We start from the raw sequence: 25,755 nt of genomic DNA, 5'->3' as shown, positions 1-25,755 counted from the left end.
GCCGCCAGACATCGCAGGGCTCGTTGCGCGGGGCGTGTACGCCACCGGAAGCGGTCACTCTGGCGCAGCCCGTCTCCCGGATGCAGGCCACATGGCGGCATCGTGTGACGCACCCACCGCACTGCCTACCGCGGCGACCGCGCGCAATAGTCGCGCTCGCCTCGTGATTTCGCCGCATGTCGCCGCCGACGTATCCCACGCATGACCTGTGGCCCAAGCCCCTGGCGCGGGCGAACTGCTAGGCTTGCCCGCTCTCCGTTGCGCCCAGTTGTCTCCGATGCCCAGACTGTTGCCATTGACCCTCCTGCTGCTGGCCGCCACCGCGCATGCGCAATCTGCCGCACCGCTCGCCATCGAACAGGTGATGGCCGATCCGGACTGGATCGGGCCGTCGGTCGAGCAGGCATGGTGGCAGTGGGACGGCAAACAGGTGCAATACCTGCTCAAGCGCAACGGCAGCCCGGTACGCGACACCTATCGGCAGGGCGTCGAGAGCGCCGCCGCCGAACGCGTCGCCGATAGCGCGCGTGCCGGCCTGGATGCAGCCAACCCCAGCTACGACGCTACCCGCCAGCGCATGCTGTTCGCGCGCAACGGCGACATCTTCCTGCGCGATCTGCGCTCGGGCGCGCTCACCCAGCTGACCCGCAGCAACGAGATCGAATCGCGCCCGCAGTTCGCCAGCGATGGCGGTGCGATCTGGCGTGCAGGCAACAACTGGTACCACTGGCGCGCCGACGGCGGCACCGCGCAGGTCGCCGTGGTCAAGGCCGAGCGCGACCCCAATGCCGCGCCCAAGGCCGATACGTTGCGCGAGCAGCAACTGGCCACCCTGGCGACGCTGCGGCGCGACCGCGAACAACGCGATGCGCTGCGCACCCAGGAAGATGCCTGGCGCCGTGCCGATGCCACCCGCGCCGCCGCGCCGGTGTACCTGGGCGATGAAGTGGAGATCGTCGACAGCGCCTTGTCGCCGAACGGCCGCCATCTGCTGGTGGTCACCCAGGCCAAGAATGCCGAAGAGGGCCAGGCCGGCAAGATGCCCAAGTACGTCACCGAATCCGGTTACGAGGAATTCCAGGAAGTGCGTACCCGCGTGGGCCGCAATGCGCCGGTCGCGCACACGCTGTGGCTGGTGGATGTCACCGCCGGCAGCGCGCGGCAACTGTCCTTCGACGCGCTGCCGGGCATCGCCACCGATCCGCTGGCAAGCCTGCGCAAGGCCGCCAAGCGCGATGCGCTCAAGGGTAACCGCGCGGTGCGGGTGGAAAGCGATGGCGATGGCAGCGGTCCGGCGGTGCACTGGAGCGACGACGGCCGCAACGTGGCGGTGGAGCTCCGCGCCACCGACAACAAGGACCGCTGGATCGCCAGCGTGGATCTGGACGCGGCCAAGCTGCAGCCGCGCCACCGCCTGAGCGATGGCGCCTGGATCAATTGGGACTTCAACGATTTCGGCTGGCTGCCCGACAACCGCACGCTATGGCTGCTGTCCGAAGAATCCGGCTATTCGCAGCTGTACACGATCGAAGGCAACGGCAAGCCGCGCCAGCGCACACGCGGCAAGTGGGAGGTCTCCAAGCCGGTGGCTGATGCCGACGGCAGCGGCATGTACTTCCTGTGCAACCAAAAATGGCCGGGCGATTACGAGGTGTGCAAGCTCGACCTGCGCACCGATCAGCTCACCGAAGTGACCGCCTTCAATGGCGTGGAAGACTTCAGCCTCTCGCCGAACGGGCAGCAGCTGTTGGTGCGTTACTCCGGTGCGTATCTGCCACCGCAGCTGGCGGTGGTGCCGGCCGCCGGGGGCCAGGCCAAGGTGCTCACCGATACGCGCACGCCCGCATTCAAGGCGCAGTCGTGGATCGCACCGCAGTACGTGCAGGTGCCGTCCAAGCATGGCGCCGGCACGGTCTGGGGCAAGTACTACGGCCCGCAGACGCCCGAGCCAGGCAAGCAGTATCCGGTGGTGATGTTCGTGCACGGCGCCGGCTACCTGCAGAACGTGTCGCAACGCTATACGCCGTATTTTCGCGAGCAGATGTTCCACAACCTGCTGGTGCAGCAAGGCTATATCGTGCTGGATCTGGACTACCGCGCCTCCGAAGGCTACGGCCGCGACTGGCGCACGGCGATCTACCGCAACATGGGCCACCCGGAGCTGGAAGACTACCTGGACGGCCTGGACTGGCTGGTGGCCACCAAGCAGGGCGATCGCAGCCGCGCCGGCATCTATGGCGGTTCCTACGGCGGTTTCATGACCTACATGGCGCTGTTCCGCAGCCCCGGCACGTTCAAGGCAGGCGCGGCACTGCGTCCGGTCGGCGACTGGATGCAGTACAACCACGAGTACACCTCCAACATCCTCAACACGCCCGAGCTCGATCCGCAGGCCTACCAGACCTCCTCGCCGATCAACTATGCCGACGGGCTGCAGGACCATCTGCTGATCGCCCACGGCATGATCGACGACAACGTGTTCTTCAAGGACTCGGTGGACATGACGCAGAGGCTGATCGAGCTGCACAAGGACAACTGGCAGGTAGCGCCGTATCCACTGGAACGTCACGGCTTCACCCGCGCCGATGCGTGGCTGGACGAGTACAAGCGCATCCTCAAGTTGTTCAACGAACAGGTGAAACCGCAGCGCTGAGCGGCTGCTGCACCCGTCGCAAGATGGACGCAGCGGGCGCTCGGAGAACCGGCCCTCGCGTCTGCGGCTGTGGCCTTGCACGCAGGAAACTGCGCCTGCCGTGCAGGCCACGCAGGTTGCGAACCGCTTCGACCAGCACCGCCGTCGTTTGCCCTGGCAACGTGGCCCGCGCGCAGACACGGGCCGGCCGCGGGCGCCGTGCAAGCGGATGCCGCGTTGCTGTGCGCTCACCTGCCGGTACGCCATTGGCTCTAAGAGCAGCTAGCAAAACTACTGCGCGGCCGCCAGGCGGGCGCGGTCGGTGCTCGGAATCGGCATGTACCACTCGTACACTGCGGTTCCTCCGCGCCGTCCGCACCCATCTGACGACCGCTCGCTACATTTTGTTAGCCGCTCTAAGCTTGGCGTCAGGATCGGCATAGCAATGCTGCGTTCGCGCACCGCTGTACCGGCCTGCCGCATGCCCGCTGCGCCGCCGGCGTGGTGGCGATGACCAACGACGCTGGCGCACATGAGGAGATGCGATGGGCCTGTGGGACCGTTTGTTTGGGCGCAAGACCGCTGCGGCGCAGGCGCCGCGCACCGAGCCCACCGTGACACCCGCCGCTGGCGAGGAAGACCCAGCGCAGGCGGTCGACATCGATCCGGCCCTGCAGCCTGCGCTGGCCGCATTCCAGCGAGGCGATCACGTTGGCGCCTACGACGCGGCGCAGGCGCAGTTGCAGGCAGGGGCCGACGCACAGCGGCTGTGCGCGTTGTCGCTGAGCGCACTGGACCGCTACCGCGAGGCCTATCCGTACTGGCTGGCGCTGTACGAACTGGAGCCCACCGCGCACAACGCGTTGCAGCTGGCCACCACCGCGGTGATGTGCAACGAGATTGCGCGCGGCGAGCAGTGGCTGCTGACCTTCGACGATCTCAATGCGCAGGAACGGGCGACCTCCCCGGCCACCGCGCGCACCAGCTTCCTGACCGCGCTGACCCGCGCCGGCCATGGTGCGCATGCCCTCCCGCATCTGGAGTGGCTGCGCGAGGCATATGCAGGCATGTCGATCACCGACAGTCATTTCCTGTATGTGCGTGGCCTGCCGTTCCTGGAGGTTTTTCTCGAGCGCAGCACCCCGCTGCTGCGCCAGTGCCTGCCGGCCGATGCCCTGCCCGGCTGGTACGCACAGCTGCAGCCTGCGCTGGACCCGCCGGGGCAGGCTGCGGTCGCTGCGCATATCGCATCCCTGCAATGAACGCGACACGGCGCGTAGCACCGCAGCCGCACGGCGGATTCGTCTCGCCGCTGGCATGGGTGTCGTTGTTGCTGGGCGTGGTGAGTGCGCTGGCCAACCTGTTGCAGATCGTGCTGATCGCGCTGACGCCGGATGCAGCATCGCTGGGGCTGCCCGAAGGCATCACCCTGCCGCGCTCCTGGCAATGGCTGATCGACCATGCGCTGTCGCTCTCTGTTGCCGGCGTGGTGCTGTCGGCCGCCTTCGCGTGGTTGAGCTGGGCGCTGCTGCAACGGCGCGAATGGGCAAGAGTCGGTTTCGTGGTGGTGCTCGTGGTGACCGGCCTGCTCAATTTCGGCGGGCTGGCGTTGATCGGACCGTTGTTCGACGGCGTGCAGACGTTACTACCCGCCGATGTGCTGCAGAGCCCGGAATGGCCACAGATGCAGGCACGTTTGCAGGCAACCCGGCAGATGGCGTTCATCCTCACCGGCCTGGGCGTCGTGGCAATCGGCTGCGTACACGCAGCAGTGGCATGGCGGCTGTGCACGCCATCCGTTCGCGCGGAGTTTTCCCAGGCGTAGTGGCTGCAGCAGCGCACCGGTCACCGGCCGCGAATGTCCTTGCCAACGACGGTCAGGGCATGACGTCTTCGACATTCAGCGTCTCGCGCCTGGGCGCAGACCGGGCCCTGCAGCAAAGGCGCTGATGATCCGCTCTCGGCCTGATCTGCCAGTATTGCGCCATCAGGTAGCGACGACTGCATCGTGCGTATCGCGATCGCTTTGTTATCTTCAGGTCTGGTCGAGGGCGCGGCGCCCTCACCGCGTCGCAGCTTGCTGGTCGCTGTTGAGCCATGCAGACCGACCAATTCGACTGGTCCTTGCCCGCCCACCGTCGCGGGACCCTTGGCGGCATGGATGCCGCCACGGAGCTTACATGGACGTACTTGCAGCGTGTCCTGCGATGGTAGGCGGGCAAGGGCCCTGCAGCCAACCTGCAGATCAGTTGCTCTTCCGCTCTTCCGCTCTTCGGCCAAGCATCAACCCGCCACATCGCCCTGCGACAAACTGGCGCGTTTGGGTGGGCGCACCGGCCGCGATGCACCGCTTAGAATTGGGCCATGAACGAATTCGACCGTGTACGCGATTATCTGACCGACCTGCAGGACCGTATCTGCGCCGCGGTGGAAGCCGCCGATGGACGGGCGCGCTTCTCCGAAGACCTGTGGCAGCGCGAGGAAGGTGGCGGCGGGCGCACCCGCATCCTGCGCGATGGCGCAGTGTTCGAACAGGCCGGCATCGGCTTTTCGGACGTCTCCGGCACCCGCTTGCCGCCCTCGGCCAGTGCGCACCGGCCCGAGCTGGCCGGTGCCACCTGGCGCGCCTGCGGCGTATCGCTGGTGTTCCACCCGCACAATCCGCACGTGCCGACCACGCACATGAACGTGCGCTACTTCCGCGCCGAACGCGATGGCGAGGTGGTCGCGGCCTGGTTCGGCGGCGGCTTCGACCTGACCCCGTTCTACCCGGTAGACGAGGACGTGCAGCACTGGCACCGCACCGCGCAGACGCTGTGCGCCCCGTTCGGCGAAGGGCGCTATGCCGCGCACAAGCGTTGGTGCGACGAATACTTCTTCCTGCGCCACCGCAACGAAACCCGCGGCGTGGGCGGGCTGTTCTTCGACGACCTGGGCCAGGACTTCGAGCGCGACTTTGCGTATCAGCAGGCAGTGGGCAATGGCTTCCTGGATGCCTACATGCCGCTCGTGCAGCGCCGCAAGGACACCGCGTTCGGCGAGCGCGAGCGCGAGTTCCAGCTGTACCGGCGCGGGCGCTACGTGGAATTCAACCTGGTCTACGACCGCGGTACCCTGTTCGGGCTGCAGAGCGGCGGGCGCGCCGAGAGCATCCTGATGAGCCTGCCGCCGCGGGTGCGCTGGGAATACGGCTACAGCGCCGAGCCCGGTAGCGCCGAGGCACGCTTGCTGGACTATCTGGTTCCGCGCGACTGGCTGGGTTGATCGCCCGCATCGCGGCAAGGCGCTCAATCCATTGCCGCGATGCGATCGGTCCGGCACCTGGTCGCTGCCGGTATCGGCTCGCGTCCCGGCACGCGGCATCGATCGCGATCCATTGCTTTCGTATTCCTTTCAGTTAAACCTGAATTGGGAAAATGAAACGCTGTGTTGATTGATTGAATTAATCGCGCCTATTTAAATTTGTGATTAATCTTCGCCGCTTCGCATTCGGCAGCGCCATGCTGCGTCGCGCAATGGGCGGATGTTGCTGAAGCGCCCGGAAAATAAAAAGCCCCGCAGACCAGGGGGAGGTCGGCGGGGCCAGGGAACGGAAACTTGGGGAGGAGTTTCCGCTCCGAGATCTGCTCCAGGGGATGGGAGAGATCTACCGACAGGCGTTGCGCCCGTCGAGGGATATAACACCATTTTCTACATTGATGGATCGTGAAGATGACTGTTAAAAAAATGTAGAATTTAGCGATTATTCATTCCCTCAAACCAGCCCGATTCGGATTATGTTTGAGTGTTGTATGGCTGGTCTGCGCATTCAGCATATCAGCGCATATCGCCGCGTCAGTGCGCCTGGTCCCAGTTATCGCCAATGCCCGAATCCACCACCAGCGGCACGCGCAACTCGGCGGCGGCGGCCATGCGCGTGGTGACTTCGGCCAGCAGCGTGTCGACGAAATCGATGTCTGCTTCGAACACCAACTCATCGTGCACTTGCAGGATCATCTTCGCGCGTTGTGCGTGGCCGGCGATCCAGCCATCCACGCGGACCATCGCACGCTTGATGATGTCCGCTGCGGTGCCCTGCATCGGTGCGTTGATGGCGGCGCGCTCGGCACCGGCGCGCTGGCCCTGGCTGCCGGCGTTGATGAAGTCCAGATACAGCCGGCGGCCGAACACGGTTTCCACGTAGCCGGTGTCGCGCGCCTGCTGGCGCGTGATTTCCATGAAGTCGCGCACGCCCGGATAGCGGCTGAAGTACAGCGCGATGTAGTCCTGCGCTTCGCCACGGCCGATGCCGAGCTGGCGGGCCAGGCCGAAGGCGCTCATGCCGTACATCAGGCCGAAGTTGATCGCCTTGGCGGCGCGGCGCTCATCCCCGCTGACGGTGTCGATGGTGCGGCCGAAGACTTCCGCGGCGGTGGCGCGGTGCACGTCGGCACCGGACTCGAACGCGCCCACCAGCCCTGGGTCGCCGGACAGGTGGGCCATGATGCGCAGCTCGATCTGCGAATAGTCGCAGGCGATCAGCTTGCGCCCGGGCGGGGCGACGAAGGCGCGGCGGATGCGGCGGCCGTCCTCGGTGCGGATCGGGATGTTCTGCAGGTTGGGATCGGATGAAGACAACCGCCCGGTGGCGGCGCCGGCCTGGTGGTAGCTGGTGTGCACGCGCCCGGACTGCGGGTGGATCATCTCCGGCAGTTTGTCGGTGTAGGTGCTGCGCAGCTTGGCCAGGCCACGGTACTCCAGGATCACCCGCGGCAGTTCGTGCTGGTCGGCGATGGCTTCCAGCGCCTCCTCGTTGGTCGAGGGCTGGCCCTTGGGCGTCTTGACCACCGCCGGCAGCTTGAGTTCGTCGAACAGCAGCGCTTGCAGCTGCTTGGGCGAATCCAGGTTGAAGCTGCGCCCGGCCAGCTCGGTGGCCTTCTGCTGGGCGGCGAGCATGCGCTTGGACAGGTCCGCGCTCTGGCGGCGCAGTTCGGCCGCATCCACGCACACGCCATTGGCCTCGATGCGCGCCAGCACGCTCACCAGCGGCATCTCGATCTCGCGGTAGACGCGCTCCAGGCTGGGCTCGTCGGCCAGGCGCTTGCCCAGCACCTGGTGCAGGCGCAGGGTGATGTCGGCGTCTTCGGCCGCGTAGCGGGTGGCGTCTTCCAGGCTGACGTGGGCGAAGGGGATCTGCTTGGCGCCCTTGCCGCAGATGTCTTCGTACTTGACGGTGTCGTAGCCCAGGTAGCGCTTGGCCAGGCTGTCCATGTCGTGGCGGGCGCTGCCGGAGTTGAGCACGAAGCTCTCCAGCAAGGTGTCGTCGGCGTAGCCGGCCAGCTCCACGCCATGCCGGCGCATCACGTGCAGGTCGTACTTGCCGTGCTGGCCGAGCTTGCGCACGGCCGGGTCGGTGAGCAGCGGTGCCAGCTGCGCCAGTGCCTGGCTGCGATCGAGCTGGGCCGGGGCGCCGGGGAAGTCGTGGCCGAACGGCAGGTAGGCGGCCTGGCCGGGCTCGGCGGCGACGCTGAGCCCGATCAGGTTGGCCTGCAGCGCGTCCAGGCTGTCGGTTTCGGTATCGAAGGCGAACTGCCCGGCCGCACGCAGGCGCGCGATCCAGCTGTCCAGCTGTTGCTGGGTCAGGATGGTCTCGTACTGGCCAGGCGCGGCCAGTGCCGGATCGATCTCCACCGGCGCGCTGGCCGGGCCGGAGACGAAGCCGGTACCGCGGGCGCGGCCGGGTTCGGTGCGGGCCACCGCCATCGCTTCGGTCTGCACGCCAGCGGCAGCGGCGCCACCGAGTTCGCGCAGCGCCTGGCTGAAGCCGTAGCGGGCATACAGCGCGGCCAGCGCCTCGGTATTGGGCTCGCGCAGCTCCAGTGCGCGCGGGCCGCTGGCCAGCACCACGTCGGTCTTGATGGTGACCAGTTCGCGGTTGAGCGGCAGCCGCGGCAAGGCGGCGCGCAGGTTGTCGCCGATCTTGCCCTTGATCCTGTCGGCGTTGGCGATCACGCCGTCGAGCGAGTCGTATTCGGCCAGCCATTTGGCGGCGGTCTTGGGGCCGCACTTTTCCACACCGGGCACGTTGTCGATGGCATCGCCCATCAGCGCCAGCAGGTCCACGATCTGGTCGGGGCGCACGCCGAACTTGGCGATCACCGCCGCGTCCGAATCCATGCGGCTGCCGCTCATGGTGTTGACCAGCTCCACGCCCGGGCGCACCAGCTGGGCGAAGTCCTTGTCGCCGGTGGAGATGGTGACGCTCAGGCCGTCGGCGGCGCCCTGCAGCGCCAGCGTGCCGATCACATCGTCGGCCTCCACGCCGTCGATGCGCAGGATGTCGATGCCCAGCGCATGCACGATGTCGCACATCGGCTGCACCTGCGCGCGCAGGTCGTCGGGCATCGACGGGCGGTTGGCCTTGTAGTCGGCATACAAGTCATCACGGAATGTCTTGCCGGGCGCATCCACCACGAACGCGACGTAGGCCGGGCGCTCCTTCAAGGTGGCGCGCAACATGTTGACCACGCCGAACAAAGCGCCAGTGGGCTCGCCCTGGGCATTGGTCAGCGGCGGAAGCGCGTGGAACGCGCGATACAGGTAACTGGACCCGTCGATCAGGACTAATCTGCTCATGGCCCGATTCTACGCTGCACGCCCACGCCACATCCGGCCGGCGCATACTCGGCGGCGACCTCACACGGACCATCACGATGAAGAGAGCATGTCTTTTTTTGCTGCCGCTGTTGCTGCTTAGCGGCTGTGCGACCACCTCCGGCGGCACTGCCGGCGACGGCATCCCGGCCGGTGCCGATGTCACCAGCAAGACCATGGGCAATGGCGACAAGGTGGACGAATACCGCGTCAACGGTCAGCTGGAAATGGTGCGGGTCACGCCGGCACGCGGCGCGCCGTATTTCCTGTACGACCGCGACCACGATGGGCACACCGACGCGGAGAAGGACAAGGTCAACAAGGTGTATTGGCAGCTGTATAGCTGGTGATTCGGGATCCGGGATTGGGGATTGGCAACCGCTGGGGCTTGCGTGCCTCTGGTGGCGGTGCGCCGACCTGATGCGGTGCGATTGCCCGCGGGATTGGGCAATCGGCTAAGAAGCCGCGACAGCGGGGCCATCGCGGCCTGCGCTGCGCGTGCAGGCACGCCTGCCGTGGGTCACGCAGCCCAAGGTCCGTCGGTCGGCTCGTCCCGCTGCTTGCCACGCGGCTGTCGGTTGGCCTGGGCGCAAGGCTCAGCCGTTGTCCAGCGGGCCGGTGACGCGTTGCAGGTCGTCGATGCCGGCCGGGGCCAGTTCCTTCATCAAGGCCAGGAAGTCGCAGCCCACCAGGCGCTGCGCGCGGCGCAGCAGCATGGGGACCGGGCTGGAAGGCTCGCAGCGCGCGTAGTAGGCGCAGATCTCGTCCAGGCGGCGCAGCACATCGTCCGGGCCGGCAATGGCGCCGGGCGGGCGGGCGCTGCTGCCGTGCGCCACCTCGCTGCCCTCGCCTGCCGGCGTCGCATCGGCCTCCGGGGTTGCGGCGGTGGTGGCGCCACCATCGCGGGCCTGCCAATGCGGCAGCACGAAGCGCTCCAGTTCGCGCAGGTCGGCCAGCAGCGGGCGCAGGTCCGGCGCGGCGGTGCCCAGGCGTTCGGTCAGCAGGGCGTCGATCGCGCGCGCGCGCGCCAGCGCCTCGGTGATGGCCTGGGCGGAGGCGGCCAGGGTCTCGGGCGCGCAATCCAGGCAGCAGGCTTCGATCTCGGTCAGGCTGGGGCCGCTTTGGCCGTCGGGGAGCTTGATGCTGCCGTTGGCCACGCGCAGGTCGCGCAGGCTGAAACGGCCCAGCCGCGGCGACTGCACGAAGGCGGTGGTGCGCAACGCGCCGAGCAGGCCCATGGGGTCGCTCAGGCCGACCAGGGCGTTGACGCGCGCGGTGGGGTCGTTGTCGTCGTCGGCATCCAGCTGCGGGTGCACGCTGTCCCAATGCTGCTCCAGCAGGCCGTGGATCAGCGCCAGTGTGTCGGCCCATCCGGGCAGCCCGCGCAGGCGCAGCCAGGCGGCGCCGAGCCGGCTGGCCACGCGCAGGTCGCGGCTGCGCCGGCTCAATTCCAGCGCCAGCGCCTGCACCTTGTCCCAATCGGGTTCCTCGGCGGCGATGACGGCATCGCCCAGGCTGCGCTCGGCACGGATGGCCGAGTCGCGTTCCAGGCGCAGGAAGTCCGGGTCGTACTCCAGGTCCGGGCCGGCCGGCGCGTCGTCGCTGACCGGTGCGAGCAGGGTCTGCAGGGTGCTGTCGTCGTGCATGGCATGGGCTCCGTCGGGGATGCCGCCGCGGCGAGGCGGCGGCGGGGCGATCACTGGGGCGTGCAGACCGCGTCCGGATCGCCGGCATCGCAGGCCGGCTGCTGGTCGTCGGGCAGGCGCAGCCCCGGGCGAACCAGGCCGAACGCACGGTACGGGGTGCCCGACGCGGACAGATCGACAAAGGCGATGGTGCGGCTGGCCGAACTCTGCGCGCGGCCGGCGAAGGCGGAGGCCGGCACGTTGAAGCTGGAGCCGCCGCTCAGGTCCAGCAGGCCGCCACCGGCGGTGGTGGCATTGAAATAGGCAGGCGGCGCGCCGACGAATCCGATGGTCTGGGTGCCGGTCCCGATCAGGTAGATCGGATCCTGCTGGGTACCGATGCGCCCGGTGGCCGAGAAGCTGCCGGTGCCATCGCGCAGCGTGGCGCGTCCTTCCTGCAGCAGATCGCCGCGCACCGACAGCGACAGCGCGGCGTTGCCGGCATCCACGCTGTAGATGCTGCCGTTGGACAGCACCAGGGTGAGGTCGCCGGCATTGGTCAGGCTGAAGCCGTTGCTGGCGGTGAAATCGCCCAGGCGCACCACGCGGTTGTCGATGAAGCTGCCGGTATCGCCCAGCGCCACCGGCCCGCCGGCAGTGCCGCCGAGCAGGTTGGCGCTGAGCGTGCTGCCGGCGCGCTGGCGGATACCGGCCGCGGCCTGCAACCAGGTGGTGGCGCCGTTGAGCTGTCCGTCCAGCACTAGGCCGCCGCCGCTGCCCAACCGCAGCAGGCTGCCGCCATCCACGCGCCCGCTGACCTGCAGCGTGGTGGCGCTGAACACGTCCAGGCCCTGCGCACTGAAATCGCCCAGCGTACCGATGGCATTGCCGGCGCCGGTCAGCGTGGCCGCACCGGCGGCACTGCCGCTGAGTTGCGCTGCGCGCAGGCTGCCGGCACGCTGGGTGATCGCACCACCGCTACGCAGGCTGAGCGTGCCGGCACTGGTGATGTCGTGTGCGAGCAGCGTGGCACCGCCGCTGCCCAGCGTTACGCTGCTGCCGCTGATCGCGCCACTGCTGGACAGCTGGCCGCCGGCCTGCAGGTTCACCGCACCGCTGGTTTGCGCGGCGGCAGCCAGGTCGTTGCGATCGGCCAGGGCGATACTGCCGCCACTGGCCTGCACGCTGCCCTGGAAATCGTTGCCGGCATCGGTGAGCACGATGGCGGCGGTGCCGGCGTCGAGCACGCTGTTGCCGACGATGGTCAACGCGCCCTGCTGGGTGATGTCGGCGCCGGTGGCGGTCGGGCGCACCACCGCCTGCGCGGTCGGCCCGCCGTTGCTGCCGATCCCGTTACCGCCACTGCGCGCCACCAACGTGCCGCCGATACGGCCCTGGCCCAGGTTCAGGCCGGCACCGCTGGCAACGTCCAACGCTCCCACGTCCAGCGTGTCCAGCGTCAGCCCGTTGCGATCGCGCACACGGGTATCGCCACCGCTCAGGCTGAGGGCCGACTGGAAATCGTTGCCGGCATCGGCCAGCGCGATGGTCGCGCCGGCGCTGTTGATGCGGGTGGCGCCGGTCACGGTCAACGCACCGGTCTGGGTCACCGCACCGCCGTTGCTGGCAGCATCCAGATCGCCATTGACCAGGCCAAAGCCCAGGTTCAATGCGCCATTGCTGGCGACGGTCAAGGCGCCGGTGTCGAGTGCATCCAGGCTGAGCGCATTGGTATCGCGCACCCGCGTGGCGCCGCCGGTCAGCGCGAGCGACCCCTGGAAATCGTTGCCCGCCGCGTTTAGCGTGATCGCGCCGCTGCCGGCGTCCACCACGCTGTTGCCGGCCACCTGCAACGTGCCCGCAGTCTGGGTAATGGCGGCGTTGGTGCTGCGCAGGCTCAACGTGCCGCTGGCGCTGATGCCCTCGCCCAACGCAATCCCGTTGGCGCCGCTGAGCTGCACATCGCCGCCGCGCAAGGCGTGCGTAGTGGTCAGCGCGCTGCCGCGCGCAGTGAGGCTCAGCGCACCGGTACCGACATCGATCGCACTGGCGGGCAGCTGCAAGGCGCCGCCGGCATCCAGCAAGACCGAGGCGTTGCCGCCGCTCTGCAGGGACACGACCTGCAGGTCGTTGCGGTCTACCAGCGCAATGCCGGATCCCGCCACGCTCACTGCACCGGCGAAATCGTTGTTGGCGTTATTCAGCGTGATTGCGCTGCTGCCGGCGTTGAGCGTGCTGGTGCCGTTGATGTCGAGTGCGCCAGCCTGGGTGATGGCGCCGTTGCTGCTGTTGGCAACCAGTGCGCCGTTGACCATGCCCTGGCCGAGGTTCAGTGCGCCGTTGCTGGTGACGGTGAGTGCGCCGGTGTTGAGCGCGCTCAGTGTCAGCGCATTACGGTCGTTGATCTGCACTGCGCCGCCGGTCAGCGTCACCGCGCTCTGGAAATCGTTGTTGCCGGTCAATGCGATGGCCGCCGTGCCGGCGTTCGCGTTGGTGGCACCGCCTGCGGTGAGCTGTCCGCCGGTCTGGTTGATCGCGGCATTGGTGGTGCGCAAGGTCAGGTTGCCGGCGTTGATGTCGTGCGCGAGCGTCAAGCCGTCGCGTGCATCGAGCACGACGTTGCCGCCGCTGAGCGTACCGCCCGTGCTGAAGGCGCTGCCGATGGCGGTCAGGCTGAGGGTGCCGGTTCCAGCAGAGATCGCCGATGCCGGCAGGTTGAGCGTTTGGGCGGTCAACGCGATATTGCCGCTGGTGTTACCGCTGATCGACGAGACCGACAGCGTGTTGGTGTCGCTGACGGTGATGCCGTTGCCGGTCAGGCCGACCGCGCCCTGAAAATCGTTGTTGGCGTTACTCAGCGTGATTGCACCGGTGCCAGCGTTGAGAGTGCTGGTGCCGGAGATGTTGAGTGCGCCGGTCTGGGTGATGGCGCCACCGGTGCTGTTGGCGACCAGTACGCCGTTCACCGTGCCCTGGCCCAGATTCAGTGCGCCGTTGCTGGTGACGGTGAGTGCGCCGGTATTGAGAGCGCTCAGTGTCAGCGCATTACGGTCGTTGATCTGTACTGCGCCGCCGGTCAGCGTCACTGCATTCTGGAAGTCGTTGTTGCCGGTCAGTGCAATGGCGGCGGCGCCGGCGTTTGCACCGGTGGTACCGCTAATCGCGAGTTGGCCGGCGGTCTGGTTGATCGCCGCATTGGTGGTGCGCAGGGTCAGGTTGCCGGCGTTGATGTCGTGCGCGAGCGTCAAGCCGTCGCGTGCATCGAGCACGACGTTGCCGCCGCTGAGGTTACCGCCTGTGCTGAAGGCGCTGCCGGTAGCGGTCAGGCTGAGCGTGCCGGTGCCGGCGGAGATTGCCGATGCCGGGAGGTTGAGCGTTTGGGCGGTCAACGCGATATTGCCGCTGGTGTTACCGCTGATCGACGACACCGACAGCGTGTTGGTGTCGCTGACGGTGATGCCGTTGCCGGCCAGGCCGACCGCGCCCTGGAAATCGTTGTTGGCGTTATTCAGCGTGATGGCGCTGCCGCCGGCGTTGAGAGTGCTGGTGCCGGAGATGTCGAGTGCGCCGGTCTGGGTGATGGCGCCGTTGCTGCTGTTGGCGATCAGTGCGCCGTTGACGGTGCCCTGGCCCAGATTCAGTGCGCCGTTGCTGGTGACGGTGAGTGCGCCGGTGTTGAGCACACTCAGTGTTAGCGCATTACGGTCGTTGATCTGCACTGCGCCGCCGGTCAGCGTCACTGCATTCTGGAAGTCGTTGTTGCCGGTCAGTGCAATGGCGGCGGTGCCGGCGTTCGCGTTGGTGGCACCGCCAACCAGGAGTTGCCCGGCAGTCTGGTTGATCGCGGCATTGGTGGTGCGCAGGGTCAGGGCGTTGTTGGCGCTGATGTCGTTGGCCAAGGTCAGTCCGTCGCGTGCGTCGAGCACGACGTTGCCGCCGCTGAGGTTGCCACCCGTGCTGAAGGCGCTGCCGGTAGCGGTCAGGCTGAGCGTACCGGTGCCGGCGGAGATTGCCGATGCCGGGAGGTTGAGCGTTTGCGCAGTGAGCGCAATGTCGCCGGTGCTGTTGCCGGTGATCGATGACACCGACAAGGTGTTGCGATCGGTCAGGGCGATGCCGTTGCCAGCCAGGCCAACCGCGCCCTGGAAATCGTTGTTCGCATTGTTCAGCGCGATCGTAGCGCTGCCGGCATCCACAGTGGCTGCGCCACCGGCGGTCACTGCACCGGTCTGGGTGATGCCGCCGCTGCCGCTGCGGGCGATCAGCGTGCCGGTAGTGCTGCCCTGCCCCAGGTTCAAGGCGCCGCCGCTGCGCGCGGTCAGTGTGGTGGTGGCGAAGCTGCCGAAGCGCAACGCACCGAGCGCATCGATCTGTACCTGGTCACCGCTGACCGATACCGTGTCGCTGAAGACATTGGATTGGCTGGTCAGCGATACGTCGCCGCTGCCGGCGACGATCTGGGTAGTGCCGTCGACATCGGCCTTGCCGCTCTGCTGGGCGATCAAGGCGTTGTCGGTGGTCAGCCGCAGGTTGCCGCTGGTGTTGACGTCGTGCCGCAGCACCATGCCGGCGCCGGCATTAAGGCTGACATTGCGCCCGCTCAGCGCGCCGTTGGTCAGCAAGGTGCCGCTCTCCGAGCTCAGGCGAAGATCCGCACTGCCGGTATCGATCGCCTGCATCGGCAGGCTGAGCGCGCGGCCTGCGGTCAGCGTGACCGGGCTGTTGCTGCCGCTGCTCAGCGAGGCGATGGACAGGTCGTTGGCGTCGTAGACGGTGATGCCGGTGCCGGTCAGTGTCAGTTGTGCCACGAAGTCGTTGCTGCTGCCTTCCAGCGCAATGGCACCGGTGCCGGCATCGACCGTAGCAAGCGCGCCGGCGGTGATCGCCCCGGCGGTCTGGGTGATGGCCGCGTTGTTGGTGGTCAGGGTCAGGCTGTTGGCGGCGGTGATGTCATGCGCCAGGTTCAACCCGCTGCCACCGTGCAGACGGATCTGGTTGGCGCGCAGCTCGCCGGTGGTGCCGAGCAACCCGCCGTCTGCGGTCAGGCTCAGATTGCCGCTGCCGATGTCGATCGCCTGCACGGGCAGCGACAGTCCGCCACCGGCAGTGAGGGCGACATCGCCGCCGGCTCCGGCGGTCAGTGCGCCGATGCGCAGCGCGTTGCGGTCGCGCACCGAGATGCCGGTGCCGGTCAGCGCCAGCGCGTCCTGGAAATCGTTATCGCTGTTGCCCAGCGCAATGGCGCCGCTGCCCGCGTCCAGCGTCGCCGCACCGGTCAGCGTCAGCGCGCCGCTCTGTCCGATCGTGCCGCCGTTGCTGGACGCGGTCAGGGTGCCACCAATGGTTCCCTGCCCCAGGTCCAGGTTGCCGTGGCTGGCGACGGTGAGTGCACTGGTGCCGAGGCTGCCGAGGTTGAGCGCGTTGCGGTCGTTGATCAGCACCGTGCTGCCGGTGAGCGACAGCGCACCCTGGAAGTCGTTGTTGGTGGCGTTCAAGGTGATCGCACCGGCGCCTGCCGCCGCCGTGGCGGTGGTCGCCCCGGTCGCATCGAGCAGGCCGGCGGTCTGGGTGATCGCCGCCGTGTCGCTGATCAGCCCGAGCGTGCCGCGCGCCTGGATCGCGTGCGCCAGGTTCAGGGCGCCGCTGGCGCGCAGCGCCACATTGTTGCCTGCCAGCGTGCCCGCGGTGGTCAGCGCACCGCCGAGCGACGTGAGGCTGAGGTCACCGGTGCCGGTGTCGATCGCCTGCGTGGGCAGGGTGAGTGTTCCGCCGGCCAGTACCTGGGTGGCAGCGTTACCGGTGGCGGTCAGCGCGCCCAGGGTCAGGGCGTTGGCGTCGCGCAGGGTGATGCCGTTGCCGGTGAGGCTGACAGCCGCCTGGAAATCGTTGCCGGCGTTGTCCAGCGTGATGGTGCCGCTGCCGGCATTCAGCGTGCTGGCTCCGGTCACGGTCAGCGCATTGGTCTGGGTGATTGCCCCACTGCCGCTGTTGGCAATCAACGCACCGTTGATGGTGCCTCTGCCCAGGTTCAGGGCGCCGTTGCTGTTGACGGTCAGCGCACCGGTGTTCACCGTTCCCAGGGACAATCCGTCGACATCGTTGAGTTGCACGTTGCCGGCGGAGAGAGTGAGCAGGCCGGAAAAATTGTTGCCGGCCCCGCTCAGGGTGACCGCGCCGCTACCCGTGTTGGCGGTGGTGGTGGTGGCCACCACCACGCTGCCCGCGGTCTGGTTCACCGCGGCATTGCCGGTGGTGAGGATCAGCGACGCAGCATCGACGTCGTGACCGATGCCGATGCCGTCGCGCGCGCGCAGGCTCACGGTGCCGCCACGCAAGCTGCCGGCCGTGCTCAGGGCACCGCCGTTGGAGGCCAGGTACAGCAAGGCGGTGCCGGTGTCGATCGCGAAAGGAGACAGGCTGAGGGTGGCATTGGAGAACAGCTCCACCGCGCCGTTGGGGCCGCTGGTCAACGCGGTGATGCTGAGATTGTTGCGGTCGTACACATTGACGCTGCCGCCGGTGAGGCCGAGGCCGCCGGCGAAATCGTTGCTGTTGTTGTTGAGCACGATGGCGCCGCTGCCCGCGTTGATGGTGCCGGCGCCGGTGACGTTCAACGGGCCGGTCTGGCCAATCGCGCCGTTATTGCTGACTGCCGTCAGCGCCCCGCCCACTGTGCCGCTCCCCAGATTCAATGCGCCGGTGCTGGTGGCGGTGAGGTTGCCGGTGGACAGCGTCCCCAGCGTCAACGCATTGCCATCGGTGATGCTGGTGGCGCCGCCGCCAAGCGTGAGCGCCTGCTGGAAGTCGTTACTGCCGGTGGTCAGCGTGATCGCACCGGTGCCCGCCTGCAGGTTGCTGGTGCCGGTCACGCTCAGCCCGCTGACGATGGACTGGCTGATCGCGCCGTTATTGCTGCTGGCCGCCAACGTGCCGGTCACCGTGCCGCTGCCCAGGTTCAATGCGCCGGTGCTGGTGGCGGTGAGATTGCCGGTGGACAGGGTGCCCAGCGTCAGTGCATTGGCATCGGTGATGCTGGTGGCACCGCCGCCAAGCGTGACCGCCTGCTGGAAGTCGTTACTGCCGGTGGTCAGCGTGATCGCGCCGGTGCCGGCCTGCACATCGCCAATGCCGGTGACGGTCAGACCGCTGACGGTGGACTGGGTGATCGCGCCGTTGTTGCTGGTGGCGGTCAGGTTGCCATTCACCGTGCCGCTGCCCAGGTTCAGTGCGCCAGTGCTGTTGGCGGTGAGGTTGCCGGTGGACAGGGTGCCCAGCGTCAGCGCATTGGCATCGGTGATGCTGGTGGCACCGCCACCAAGCGTGACCGCCTGCTGGAAGTCGTTGCTGCCGGTGGTCAGCGTAATCGCGCCGATGCCCGCCTGCAGGTTGCTGGTGCCGGTCACGCTCAGACCGCTGACGGTGGACTGGGTGATCGCGCCATTATTGCTGCTGGCCGCCAACGTGCCGGTCACCGTGCCGCTGCCCAGGTTCAATGCGCCGGTGCTGGTGGCGGTGAGGTTGCCGGTGGACAACGTGCCCAACGTCAATGCATTGCTGTCGGTGATGGCGATGGCAGCACCGCCAAGCGTGACCGCCTGCTGGAAGTCGTTACTGCCGGTAGTCAGCGTGATCGCGCCGGTGCCCGCCTGCAGGTTGCTGGTACCGGTGACGGTTAGGCCGCTGCCGGTGGACTGGATGATCGCGCCGTTATTGCTGACTGCCGTCAGCGTACCGCCCACGCTCCCACTGCCCAGATTGAGCGCGCCATTGCTGGTGGCGGTGAGGTTGCCGGTGTTGAGCGTGCCCAGCGTCAGCGCATTGCCGTCATCGATGCGGGTGGTACCGGCGGTGACATTCACCGCGCCGGTAAAGTTGTTGCCCGCATTGTCCAGCGTGAGTGCGTTGCTGCCCAGCGCGAAGGTGCTGGTTCCGTTCACCTCGAGTGCGCTGGCCTGGCCGAGGCTGCGTGCGTTGGTCACGCTGAGGTTGCCGCCCACCGTGGCGCGGATGCCGGCGATCTGGTTGCTGCCGGTGAGCAGCAGGTCCCTGCCGGCCGTGGCGCTGAGATCACCGGCAGTCAGGGCGCCGGTCTGTTCGATACCGCCCGAGCCGGCGCTGTAGCCGATGGAGCCGGTGTCGGCATTGATGCTGCCGCTGCCACCGATGGCCGTACCGGTGGCGCCATTGGCGACCAACGAGACACTGCCGTCGGAACCGGCCGACGACAGCGAGGCGGCGCTGATGATGCCGCTGTTGTTGATCAATTGACTGAACACCCCACTGGCGGCGCTTGCCTGCAAGCTGATGGTGTTGCCGGGTGCGATCAGGCTGCCGGTGTTCTGCACTGCCAGCGTGGCGAGCTGCGATTGCAATGCGCGGGTGATGATGACACCGAAACCGCCGGCTTCGAAATTGAGCGTGACACGGTCGGCGCCTGCCAGCGTGATGTTGCCCGCGGTGGCGGTGACGGTGCCGTCGTTGACCACCTGGCCGCCGATCAGGTTGACCGAGCCTGCCGCCGCGGTGATGGTGCCGCTGTTGATGATCGAGGCGGTGGAACCGCCGGCATCGAGCGCGTCGTTACTACTCATGAAGTTCGCCGCGCTGGTGCTCAGGCTGCTGGCCACCAGTCCGCCGACATTGACCTGCGCGGTATTGCCGAACAGCACGCCGCGGCTGTTGATCAGGAACACCTGGCCGTTGGCGCTGAGGTTGCCGAAGATCTGGCTGGCCGAGCTGCCACCGATCAGGTTGAGTACCGCCGCGCTGCTGGAAGGCTGATCGAAGCGCACCGTGGCCGCCGAGCCGACGTCGAAGGACGACCAGGTCAGCGCCATCCGGTTCGAGGTCTGGGTGATGACCTGGGTAGCGCCGCTGGGCGCCTGGATGGTGCCGGTGCCGCCGGCGATGCTGCCGCTGGTGGGCAGCTGGGTGCTGGCGACCTGCGCGGTGGCCGGCGCGCTGAGCGTGAGCGCGGCGGCCAGCGCAAGCGCCAGCGGCGCGCGTGGCGGCAACGTACGGGAGGAACGGCCTGCAGCGGTGACGGCGGTATGGTTGGCGTGCATGCGCAGATCCCTCAGAAAGTGAAGCCGAAACGCGTGTAGATGCGGGCGTCGTCGCGACCATCGGAGGCGTTGCGGCTCCCGGTCGGCAGGGCGGCGGTGAGGCGCCATTCGAAGTTGGCGTACTGCGGCAGGCGGAAGGTGAAGCCCACACCGGCGGCGTCGAAGCTCGCCGGCGCGGCCACGCCGTTGGCCGCATACACGCGGGCGTGGTCGGCGAACACGTCCAGCTCCAGCAGCTCGCGCCACGGGCGGCCGTTGAACGGCGAGGCGACATCGGCAAAGCCCGGCGCATCGATGTGGTATTCCAACGCGGTGTAATACCCGCGATCGCCCAGTGCGTCGGATACCGGATAGGCGCGCACGCTATCCGGCCCGCCCACGGCGAACTGCTCCAGCGGCGCCAGGGTGTCGTCGCTGTATTGGCCGCTGAATTTGAAATACAGCCGCTGGGTGCGGGTGAGATATTGCAGTCGGGTGTAGGACAGCCGCGCCAGGGTGAAATGGCTGTCGCGATCGGGGGTGACCAGGTCCGGGTCGGCCGAGCCATCGCGCAGGGCCTGGCGCACGCTGAGCTGCAGCAGGTCCACGCCGCGCCAGCGCAGATCGGTGCGCCGCAACGAGGCGCCCAGCTCGGCCACGTCGAAGGATTGATCCGACAGGCGGGTGCCGGCCGCCTCCAGCCGCGAGGTCTCGCGCAGGTAGCGCGCCGAACCCTGCAGCTGCAGCAGATCCTGGTTGATGAACTTCCAGTCCGCACCGGCATACATCACCGCGGTGGGACCCTTGAGCCCAAGTCGGGCGAACACGCCGTTGCGCACTTCCAGTTCGCTGCGACTGGCGCCGATCACCGCGCTCAGGCCCGACACCTGGCCGACCGGCAAGGCGTACGAGAGCGCGCCGATCTGGCTCTGCCGCGGCGACAGCGAATAGGCGTAGTTGGCGGCGAACACGTCGCCCAGGCCGAGCGGGCTGTTCCAGGTGATGCCGGCCTGCGCGCGATAACGGCCGGTGAGTTCGGTGCCGTAGTTGTTGCCGCCCAGGCTGATCACGTACGGGCGTGCGGCTTCGCTGGCGACCAGCACCACGTCGGTCTCGCCGGCGTTCTGGCCGGGCTGCAGCACCGAGGACAGCGAGACGCCGGGCAGGTCGCGCGCATACAGCAGCGCGGTGTCCACGTCCTGCTTGCGCAGCGGGCGGCCCTGCAACTGGCGCAGCGGCGCCGACAGCGCGTTGCCGCGGTAGCGCGCCGCGCCCTGCACGGTGATCTGGCCGATGCGCCCTTCGAGCATGCGGATCTCGATGATGCGGTCCGCGCCCGGGGTCTGCGCCGGCAGGTAGGCGGTGCTGACGATGAAGCCGGCGCTGCGATAGGCCTGAGTGATGGTATCGGCCACGGCCTGCAGCTGGTCGAAGCGCAACGCCACTTCCGGCTGGCCCTGCGCCAGCGTGGCGAAGGCGGCATCGGCCACGGCCTGGATGCGCGCCGGGTCGATGCCGGCGTCGGGATAGTTGCCGACATCGCGCACGCGGAAGCCGCGCACCGGCAGGGTCGCTGCGGCATCGCCCCGGTCCTTCATGGCCGGCAAGGCGGCTCCGTCGGGAGCTGCAGAGCCATCCTGGGCCTGCGCCCACGCCGGAACGGCCAGCAGCAGGCACGCGGACAGCGCCGCGGCTAGACAGGTCATACGCATACGTCACTTACCCCTAAAAACATCCGTTGTCGCGCATGCCCGACGGGCCCGGCAGCGCATGCGGCCGAGTGCAGACCCGCATGACGTTCGGTGTGGTTGCGCTCGCCCCTGACTGAACGTCGGTCGAACCCCGACGTACATTTATGCAATGTTAGCAATATAAGTGCGACGAAAGTCACTGTTACAACAATTGCCCAGGTGCGCCCGTGCCGTTGGCTGAATCCCTTAGGTTGCGGCGGCGGGCTGGAGCGCTGACCCGGCGGCGGCTGGGTGTTGCGCAAGGTGGCGCCCTGGGCCTGGCGTGCGGCCTCCAGCACGCTGCGGCGGCGCGCGCGGTATTGCGCGCGGTCGAGCTGGCCGTGCTGATGGGCCTGGGCCAGGGCCTGCAGCTGCGCGTTGGCCGGATGCGGCGGGGTGCCGTCGTGGCTCATGGCAGTTCACGCAGCACGCGAAAGCCCACGTCCGGCTGCGCCGAGCCGTTGTCGCTGCGGCTGGCCTGCACGGTGCAATCGGACCAGTAGCTGGCGAAGCTGCCACCGCGCGCCTGCACGCCGGCGCCGCTGGACACCCATTCCCAGACATTGCCGGTGAGGTTGATCAGGCCCCAGGGATTGGCATCGCGCCCGCGTGCGGACACCGGCGCGCGCACCGCGTCGGCGGCATTGGCATTGGGCGGCACGCAGTTGCTGTCTTCGGCCTGCCGCCAGTTGGCCCCCGCCTGCGCGGCATGCAGCCATTCGGCATCGCTGGGCAGGCGGTAGCGCCAGCCGCCGCTGCCGATAGTCAGCCAGCGCAGGTAGGCACGGGCCTGGCTCAGGCTGATGTTGCGCACCGGCGCGCGCGCCAGCTCGGGGGTGCTGGCGGCCTGCGCGGTGCAGCGGCCGGTGGCCTGGCAGAACAGGTTGAAGTCGGCCACCGCCACCTCGCCGCGCGACAAGGCATACGGCTGGCCGCCATTGAGCCCGGGCACCACCACCAGCATCGGTCCGCGGGTGTCGCCCAAGGTGTCGAAGCAGGCCGCGCCGCGCCCGGGCAGGCCGGCGCCGCCGCAGGGGTCGGGCCCGGTGGGCACCGGCGGCAGGCTGGCCTCCTCATCCAGGCCGGCCGGCGCTGTGGCGGCGGCTGGCCTGGCGGCGGATCTGCCCCGTGCTGGCCTGGCGGTGGCGGCCGGTGCTGCCGCTTCGCCGGGGCTGCCGAGGCTGCCGGTCGGCACGCTGTCCGGGGCCGGCGCATCGCTGGCGGGTGCGCGTTGCAGGCGGGCCGACAGCGTGCCGTCGGGCAGTTGCCCGGCCGCCTTCATCTGCGCTTCCAGCTGCGCCATGGCAGTGGCATCGCTGCGATACAGCGCCTGCAGGCGCTGGCCCAATGCCCGACGCTGGGCGGCGGGCAGGTCGCCGGCGGCCATCACGGCGGCGACCACCGCATAGCGTTCCTGCGCCTGGCGCAGCTCGGCGCGCTGGCCCAGCCGTTGCTGGGCCTGGACCAGCAACTCGGCCGCCTGGGCATAGCGGCCCTTGGCGAAGGCGTCGTCGGCGGTGTTGCGGTACACCTGGGCCAGCAACTGCGGGCCTTCGCTGCGCAGCAGCGGGTGGTCCGGCTGCAGGCTGCGGATACGCGCCAGCGCATCGGTGGTCTTGCCCAGGTCGTTGGCGGCCGCGGCACGCCGCAGCGATTCCACCCGCCCGGCCAGTTCGGCCTCGGCGCTTTCGCGTGCCAGCGCCTGTTGCAGTTGCTGCTCCAGGGTCTCAAGACGCGTGCGCTGGGCCAGCAAGGCACCCGACTGCGGGGCCAGGCCCAGGCCGAAGGCCACCAGCGCCTGCGCGCCGGCCAGTTGCGCCGGATCGGACTGTGCGGCCACCGCGCCAGCGATGGCCTCGGCGACGGCGGCGCCCTGGGTGCTGCGCTCGGCCGGCGGCAGCGCGGCCAGCGCGGCGGTCACGCGTTCGCGCCAGGCCGGGTCGCTGCCGGGTTGCGCCAGGGCGGTGGCCAGCGCCTGGCGTGCGCCGGCGGCGTCCAGCGGCGTGGCGGTGCGTGGAGCGCGGCGGGCCTGCTGCTCGGCCACCTGTACCTCGGCGCTGCGCAGCTGCAGGCGTAGCGAGTCCGGGAAGGCGGCGCGGGCCTGGTCGATCTGGTTGCGTGCGGTGGCCAGTTGTCCGGCAGCCACTGCCTGCGCGATGGCCTCGTCCAGCCGCACTTCCAGCGCCGAGTGGCGCAGCAGGCTGCTCTGCGGATCGATGCGGCGCACCTGGTCCAGCGTAGCCAATGCGTTGTCGGGCTGGCTGCGGAACAGCAACCCGGTATCGAGCTGGCGATTGAGCGCGGTGTCCAGCGCATTGAGGCGTTCGTTCTTCTCGCGTTCCATGGTCTGGCGGCGCGCGTCCAGCGACGGCGAGTACAGCCGCAGCCGGTCGCGCAGCGCAAAGACCTGCAATGCGCCGCGATAGTCGTCGCGGCCGTTGCCCGGATTCCACAGCGCATCCAGGCGACGCAGCAGGAAATCCTCGATCAGGTCGCTGCGGTCGGTGAGCAGGCGGCGGCGGTCGTCCGGCTCCAGGCTGGACAGCGCCTGCATGGCCTGGGTTTCGTCGCGATAACGCTGCGGGTCCTGCGCGCCGAAGCGCGCGATCACCTCGGCCAGATGCTGCTGATGCAGATAGCGGTGGATGCCCCAGCCGCCCGTGCCTACGACCGCCAGCGCAGCGGCGCCGTAACCGAGCAAGGGCAGCGCGCGTTCGCGCAGCGGCACCTGGCGCAGGCCATCGAGCAACTGCTCCACCCGCTTCAAGCGATGCGCCGCCGGGAACGCCACCGCCGCGCACAGCGTGGCGTACTGGCGCCGGGTCAGGCCGGGCACCGGCGGCGGGCGGCGGCCTTCGCGCAGCGCGACTTCGGCACTGAGCTTGTCGAACGGGTGCCTGCCGGTGAGCAGTTCGAAACACACGCAGCCCAGCGCGTACAGATCGTCGGCCGGCGTCGGTGCCTGGCCGCGGATCATCTCCAGGCTGGCATACGCGGGCGTCAACGCACCGAGCGTGGCGGCATCGAACACGGTCTGCTCGCCGGCGACGTCGGCGGCGTGTTTGCCGGCGCGCGCGATGCCGAAGTCGAACACCTTGGCCACGTTCTCGCGGGTGACCATGACATTGCCGGGCTTGAAATCCGAATGCACCACGCCGGCCGCGTGCGCGCGGATCAGTGCGCGGCCCATGCCCTCGATCAACGGCCAGGCCTGCCTGAGCGGCATGCCGTTATAGGCCTGCTCGCGGATCAGCGTTTTGAGATCGCAGCCGTCGATGTACTCCATGGTCATGAAGACCAGGGTGCGGTCCTTGTCGAAGTCGTACACGCGCACGATGTTGTCGTGCGCCAGCTTCTGCGAGCGGCGCGCTTCGCGCTGCAGCGCCACCAGCGCGTCGGGATGGCGGCGGAATTCGTCGCTGAGCACCTTCACCGCCAGCCATGGGTCGCGGTCGCGCGCTTCCACCTTGCGCTCGTCGCGCGCCAGATACACCACGCCCATGCCGCCGCGGCCGAGTTCGCGCTCCAGCAGGAAGCGGCCCTTGAGCAGGCTGCCGACGCTGGCGTGATCGCCGCCGGCCGCATCGGCCAGTTGCTGCCAGCCGGACAGGCTGGCGGTGCCGGCCGTGCCGGTGCCGGTGCCTGTTCCGGTCTGGGTGCCCAGGCCGGTCTGCGTGCCCAGCCCCAGGCTGGTGAGGCTGGGCGCCTCGCCGGGCAGCGGCTGCGCCGGTTGCACGCGGGTGATGTCGTCGTAGGTCACGTGCACGGCATCGCGGCGCGGCATCACCACGGTGGCGTCGTCGTCGATCGGCGTGGCGGTGGACGTGGCCGTGGACGGTGTCGCTGGCGGCGCTGCGGAGGTGGGAGCGGCATTGCGCAAGGCCTCCAGCCGGCTGACCAGGGTGGTGACGGTGGCATCGTCCAGCAGCTGCTGGCGCTGCAGTTGCCACAGCGTTTCCACGCCATCGCGGTATTCGGCTTCCGGCATCGCCGCGCGCCTGCCCAGCGCGGCCAGCACGGCCTCCAGGTCCAGCGCGCCGCGGCGCATGGCGGTGACCAGTTCGGTCACTGTGGCAGTGTCTTGGTGCATG

Annotated in this window: 11 protein-coding genes and 1 other RNA gene; 6 read left to right on the top strand and 6 right to left on the bottom strand. The window is 68.5% G+C overall.

The features are described 5' to 3' along the window. Positions 1 to 286 precede the first annotated feature (286 nt). The 5 genes from ACCQ05_RS01285 (at position 287) to hemF (ending at position 5,896) form a co-directional block, all read left to right on the top strand. Complete coding sequence (locus ACCQ05_RS01285; protein WP_372393876.1) at positions 287 to 2,653, top strand: prolyl oligopeptidase family serine peptidase; 2,367 nt, start codon at positions 287 to 289, stop codon at positions 2,651 to 2,653. A gap of 316 nt (positions 2,654 to 2,969) precedes the next feature. Next, positions 2,970 to 3,045, top strand: a non-coding RNA gene (locus ACCQ05_RS01280) — sX9 sRNA. Between the two features lie 132 nt (positions 3,046 to 3,177). Then, a complete protein-coding gene (locus tag ACCQ05_RS01275) occupies positions 3,178 to 3,894 on the top strand; it encodes a hypothetical protein (protein ID WP_228961312.1) in 717 nt (238 codons plus the stop codon). Continuing rightward, complete coding sequence (locus ACCQ05_RS01270; protein ID WP_228961313.1) at positions 3,891 to 4,457, top strand: hypothetical protein; 567 nt, start codon at positions 3,891 to 3,893, stop codon at positions 4,455 to 4,457. The genes ACCQ05_RS01275 and ACCQ05_RS01270 overlap by 4 nt, the downstream gene beginning before the upstream one ends. A 539-nt stretch (positions 4,458 to 4,996) precedes the next feature. Further along, positions 4,997 to 5,896, top strand: coding sequence for an oxygen-dependent coproporphyrinogen oxidase (hemF, locus tag ACCQ05_RS01265; RefSeq protein WP_228964087.1), 900 nt, complete (start codon positions 4,997 to 4,999; stop codon positions 5,894 to 5,896). Between the two features lie 570 nt (positions 5,897 to 6,466). Here the strand turns inward: hemF and polA are convergent. Continuing rightward, positions 6,467 to 9,247: a DNA polymerase I gene (gene polA, locus ACCQ05_RS01260; RefSeq protein ID WP_372392687.1), complete on the bottom strand. Its 2,781-nt coding sequence runs from the start codon at positions 9,245 to 9,247 to the stop codon at positions 6,467 to 6,469. A gap of 77 nt (positions 9,248 to 9,324) precedes the next feature. Here polA and ACCQ05_RS01255 point away from each other — a divergent pair, with 77 nt between their 5' ends. Then, positions 9,325 to 9,615, top strand: coding sequence for a DUF2782 domain-containing protein (locus ACCQ05_RS01255; RefSeq protein ID WP_372392686.1), 291 nt, complete (start codon positions 9,325 to 9,327; stop codon positions 9,613 to 9,615). A gap of 246 nt (positions 9,616 to 9,861) precedes the next feature. Here the strand turns inward: ACCQ05_RS01255 and tssA are convergent, their stop codons facing one another. From tssA to ACCQ05_RS01230, 5 genes are read right to left on the bottom strand one after another with little or no spacing between them, the layout of a single operon-like run. Continuing rightward, on the bottom strand, positions 9,862 to 10,911 hold the full coding sequence (gene tssA / locus ACCQ05_RS01250) for a type VI secretion system protein TssA (protein ID WP_372392685.1): 1,050 nt from the start codon (positions 10,909 to 10,911) through the stop codon (positions 9,862 to 9,864). A gap of 50 nt (positions 10,912 to 10,961) precedes the next feature. Next, complete coding sequence (locus ACCQ05_RS01245; RefSeq protein ID WP_372392683.1) at positions 10,962 to 19,955, bottom strand: two-partner secretion domain-containing protein; 8,994 nt, start codon at positions 19,953 to 19,955, stop codon at positions 10,962 to 10,964. An 11-nt stretch (positions 19,956 to 19,966) separates the two neighbouring features. Further along, positions 19,967 to 21,640 carry a ShlB/FhaC/HecB family hemolysin secretion/activation protein gene (locus ACCQ05_RS01240; protein WP_372392681.1) on the bottom strand — a complete coding sequence of 558 codons (1,674 nt, stop codon included), beginning with the start codon at positions 21,638 to 21,640 and terminating at the stop codon, positions 19,967 to 19,969. Beyond that, on the bottom strand, positions 21,637 to 22,077 hold the full coding sequence (locus tag ACCQ05_RS01235; protein ID WP_372392680.1) for a hypothetical protein: 441 nt from the start codon (positions 22,075 to 22,077) through the stop codon (positions 21,637 to 21,639). Before ACCQ05_RS01235 ends, ACCQ05_RS01240 begins: the two co-directional genes overlap by 4 nt. Beyond that, complete coding sequence (locus tag ACCQ05_RS01230) at positions 22,074 to 25,754, bottom strand: protein kinase domain-containing protein (protein ID WP_372392679.1); 3,681 nt, start codon at positions 25,752 to 25,754, stop codon at positions 22,074 to 22,076. Before ACCQ05_RS01230 ends, ACCQ05_RS01235 begins: the two co-directional genes overlap by 4 nt. Between the last annotated feature and the right edge of the window lies 1 nt (position 25,755).

The sequence above is a fragment of the Xanthomonas sp. NCPPB 3582 genome, assembly GCF_041475735.2.
In the GTDB taxonomy this organism is placed as follows: Bacteria; Pseudomonadota; Gammaproteobacteria; order Xanthomonadales; family Xanthomonadaceae; genus Xanthomonas; species Xanthomonas codiaei.
Note: the sequence above shows the minus strand (reverse complement) of the source record. Positions and strands in the feature narration are given on the sequence as shown.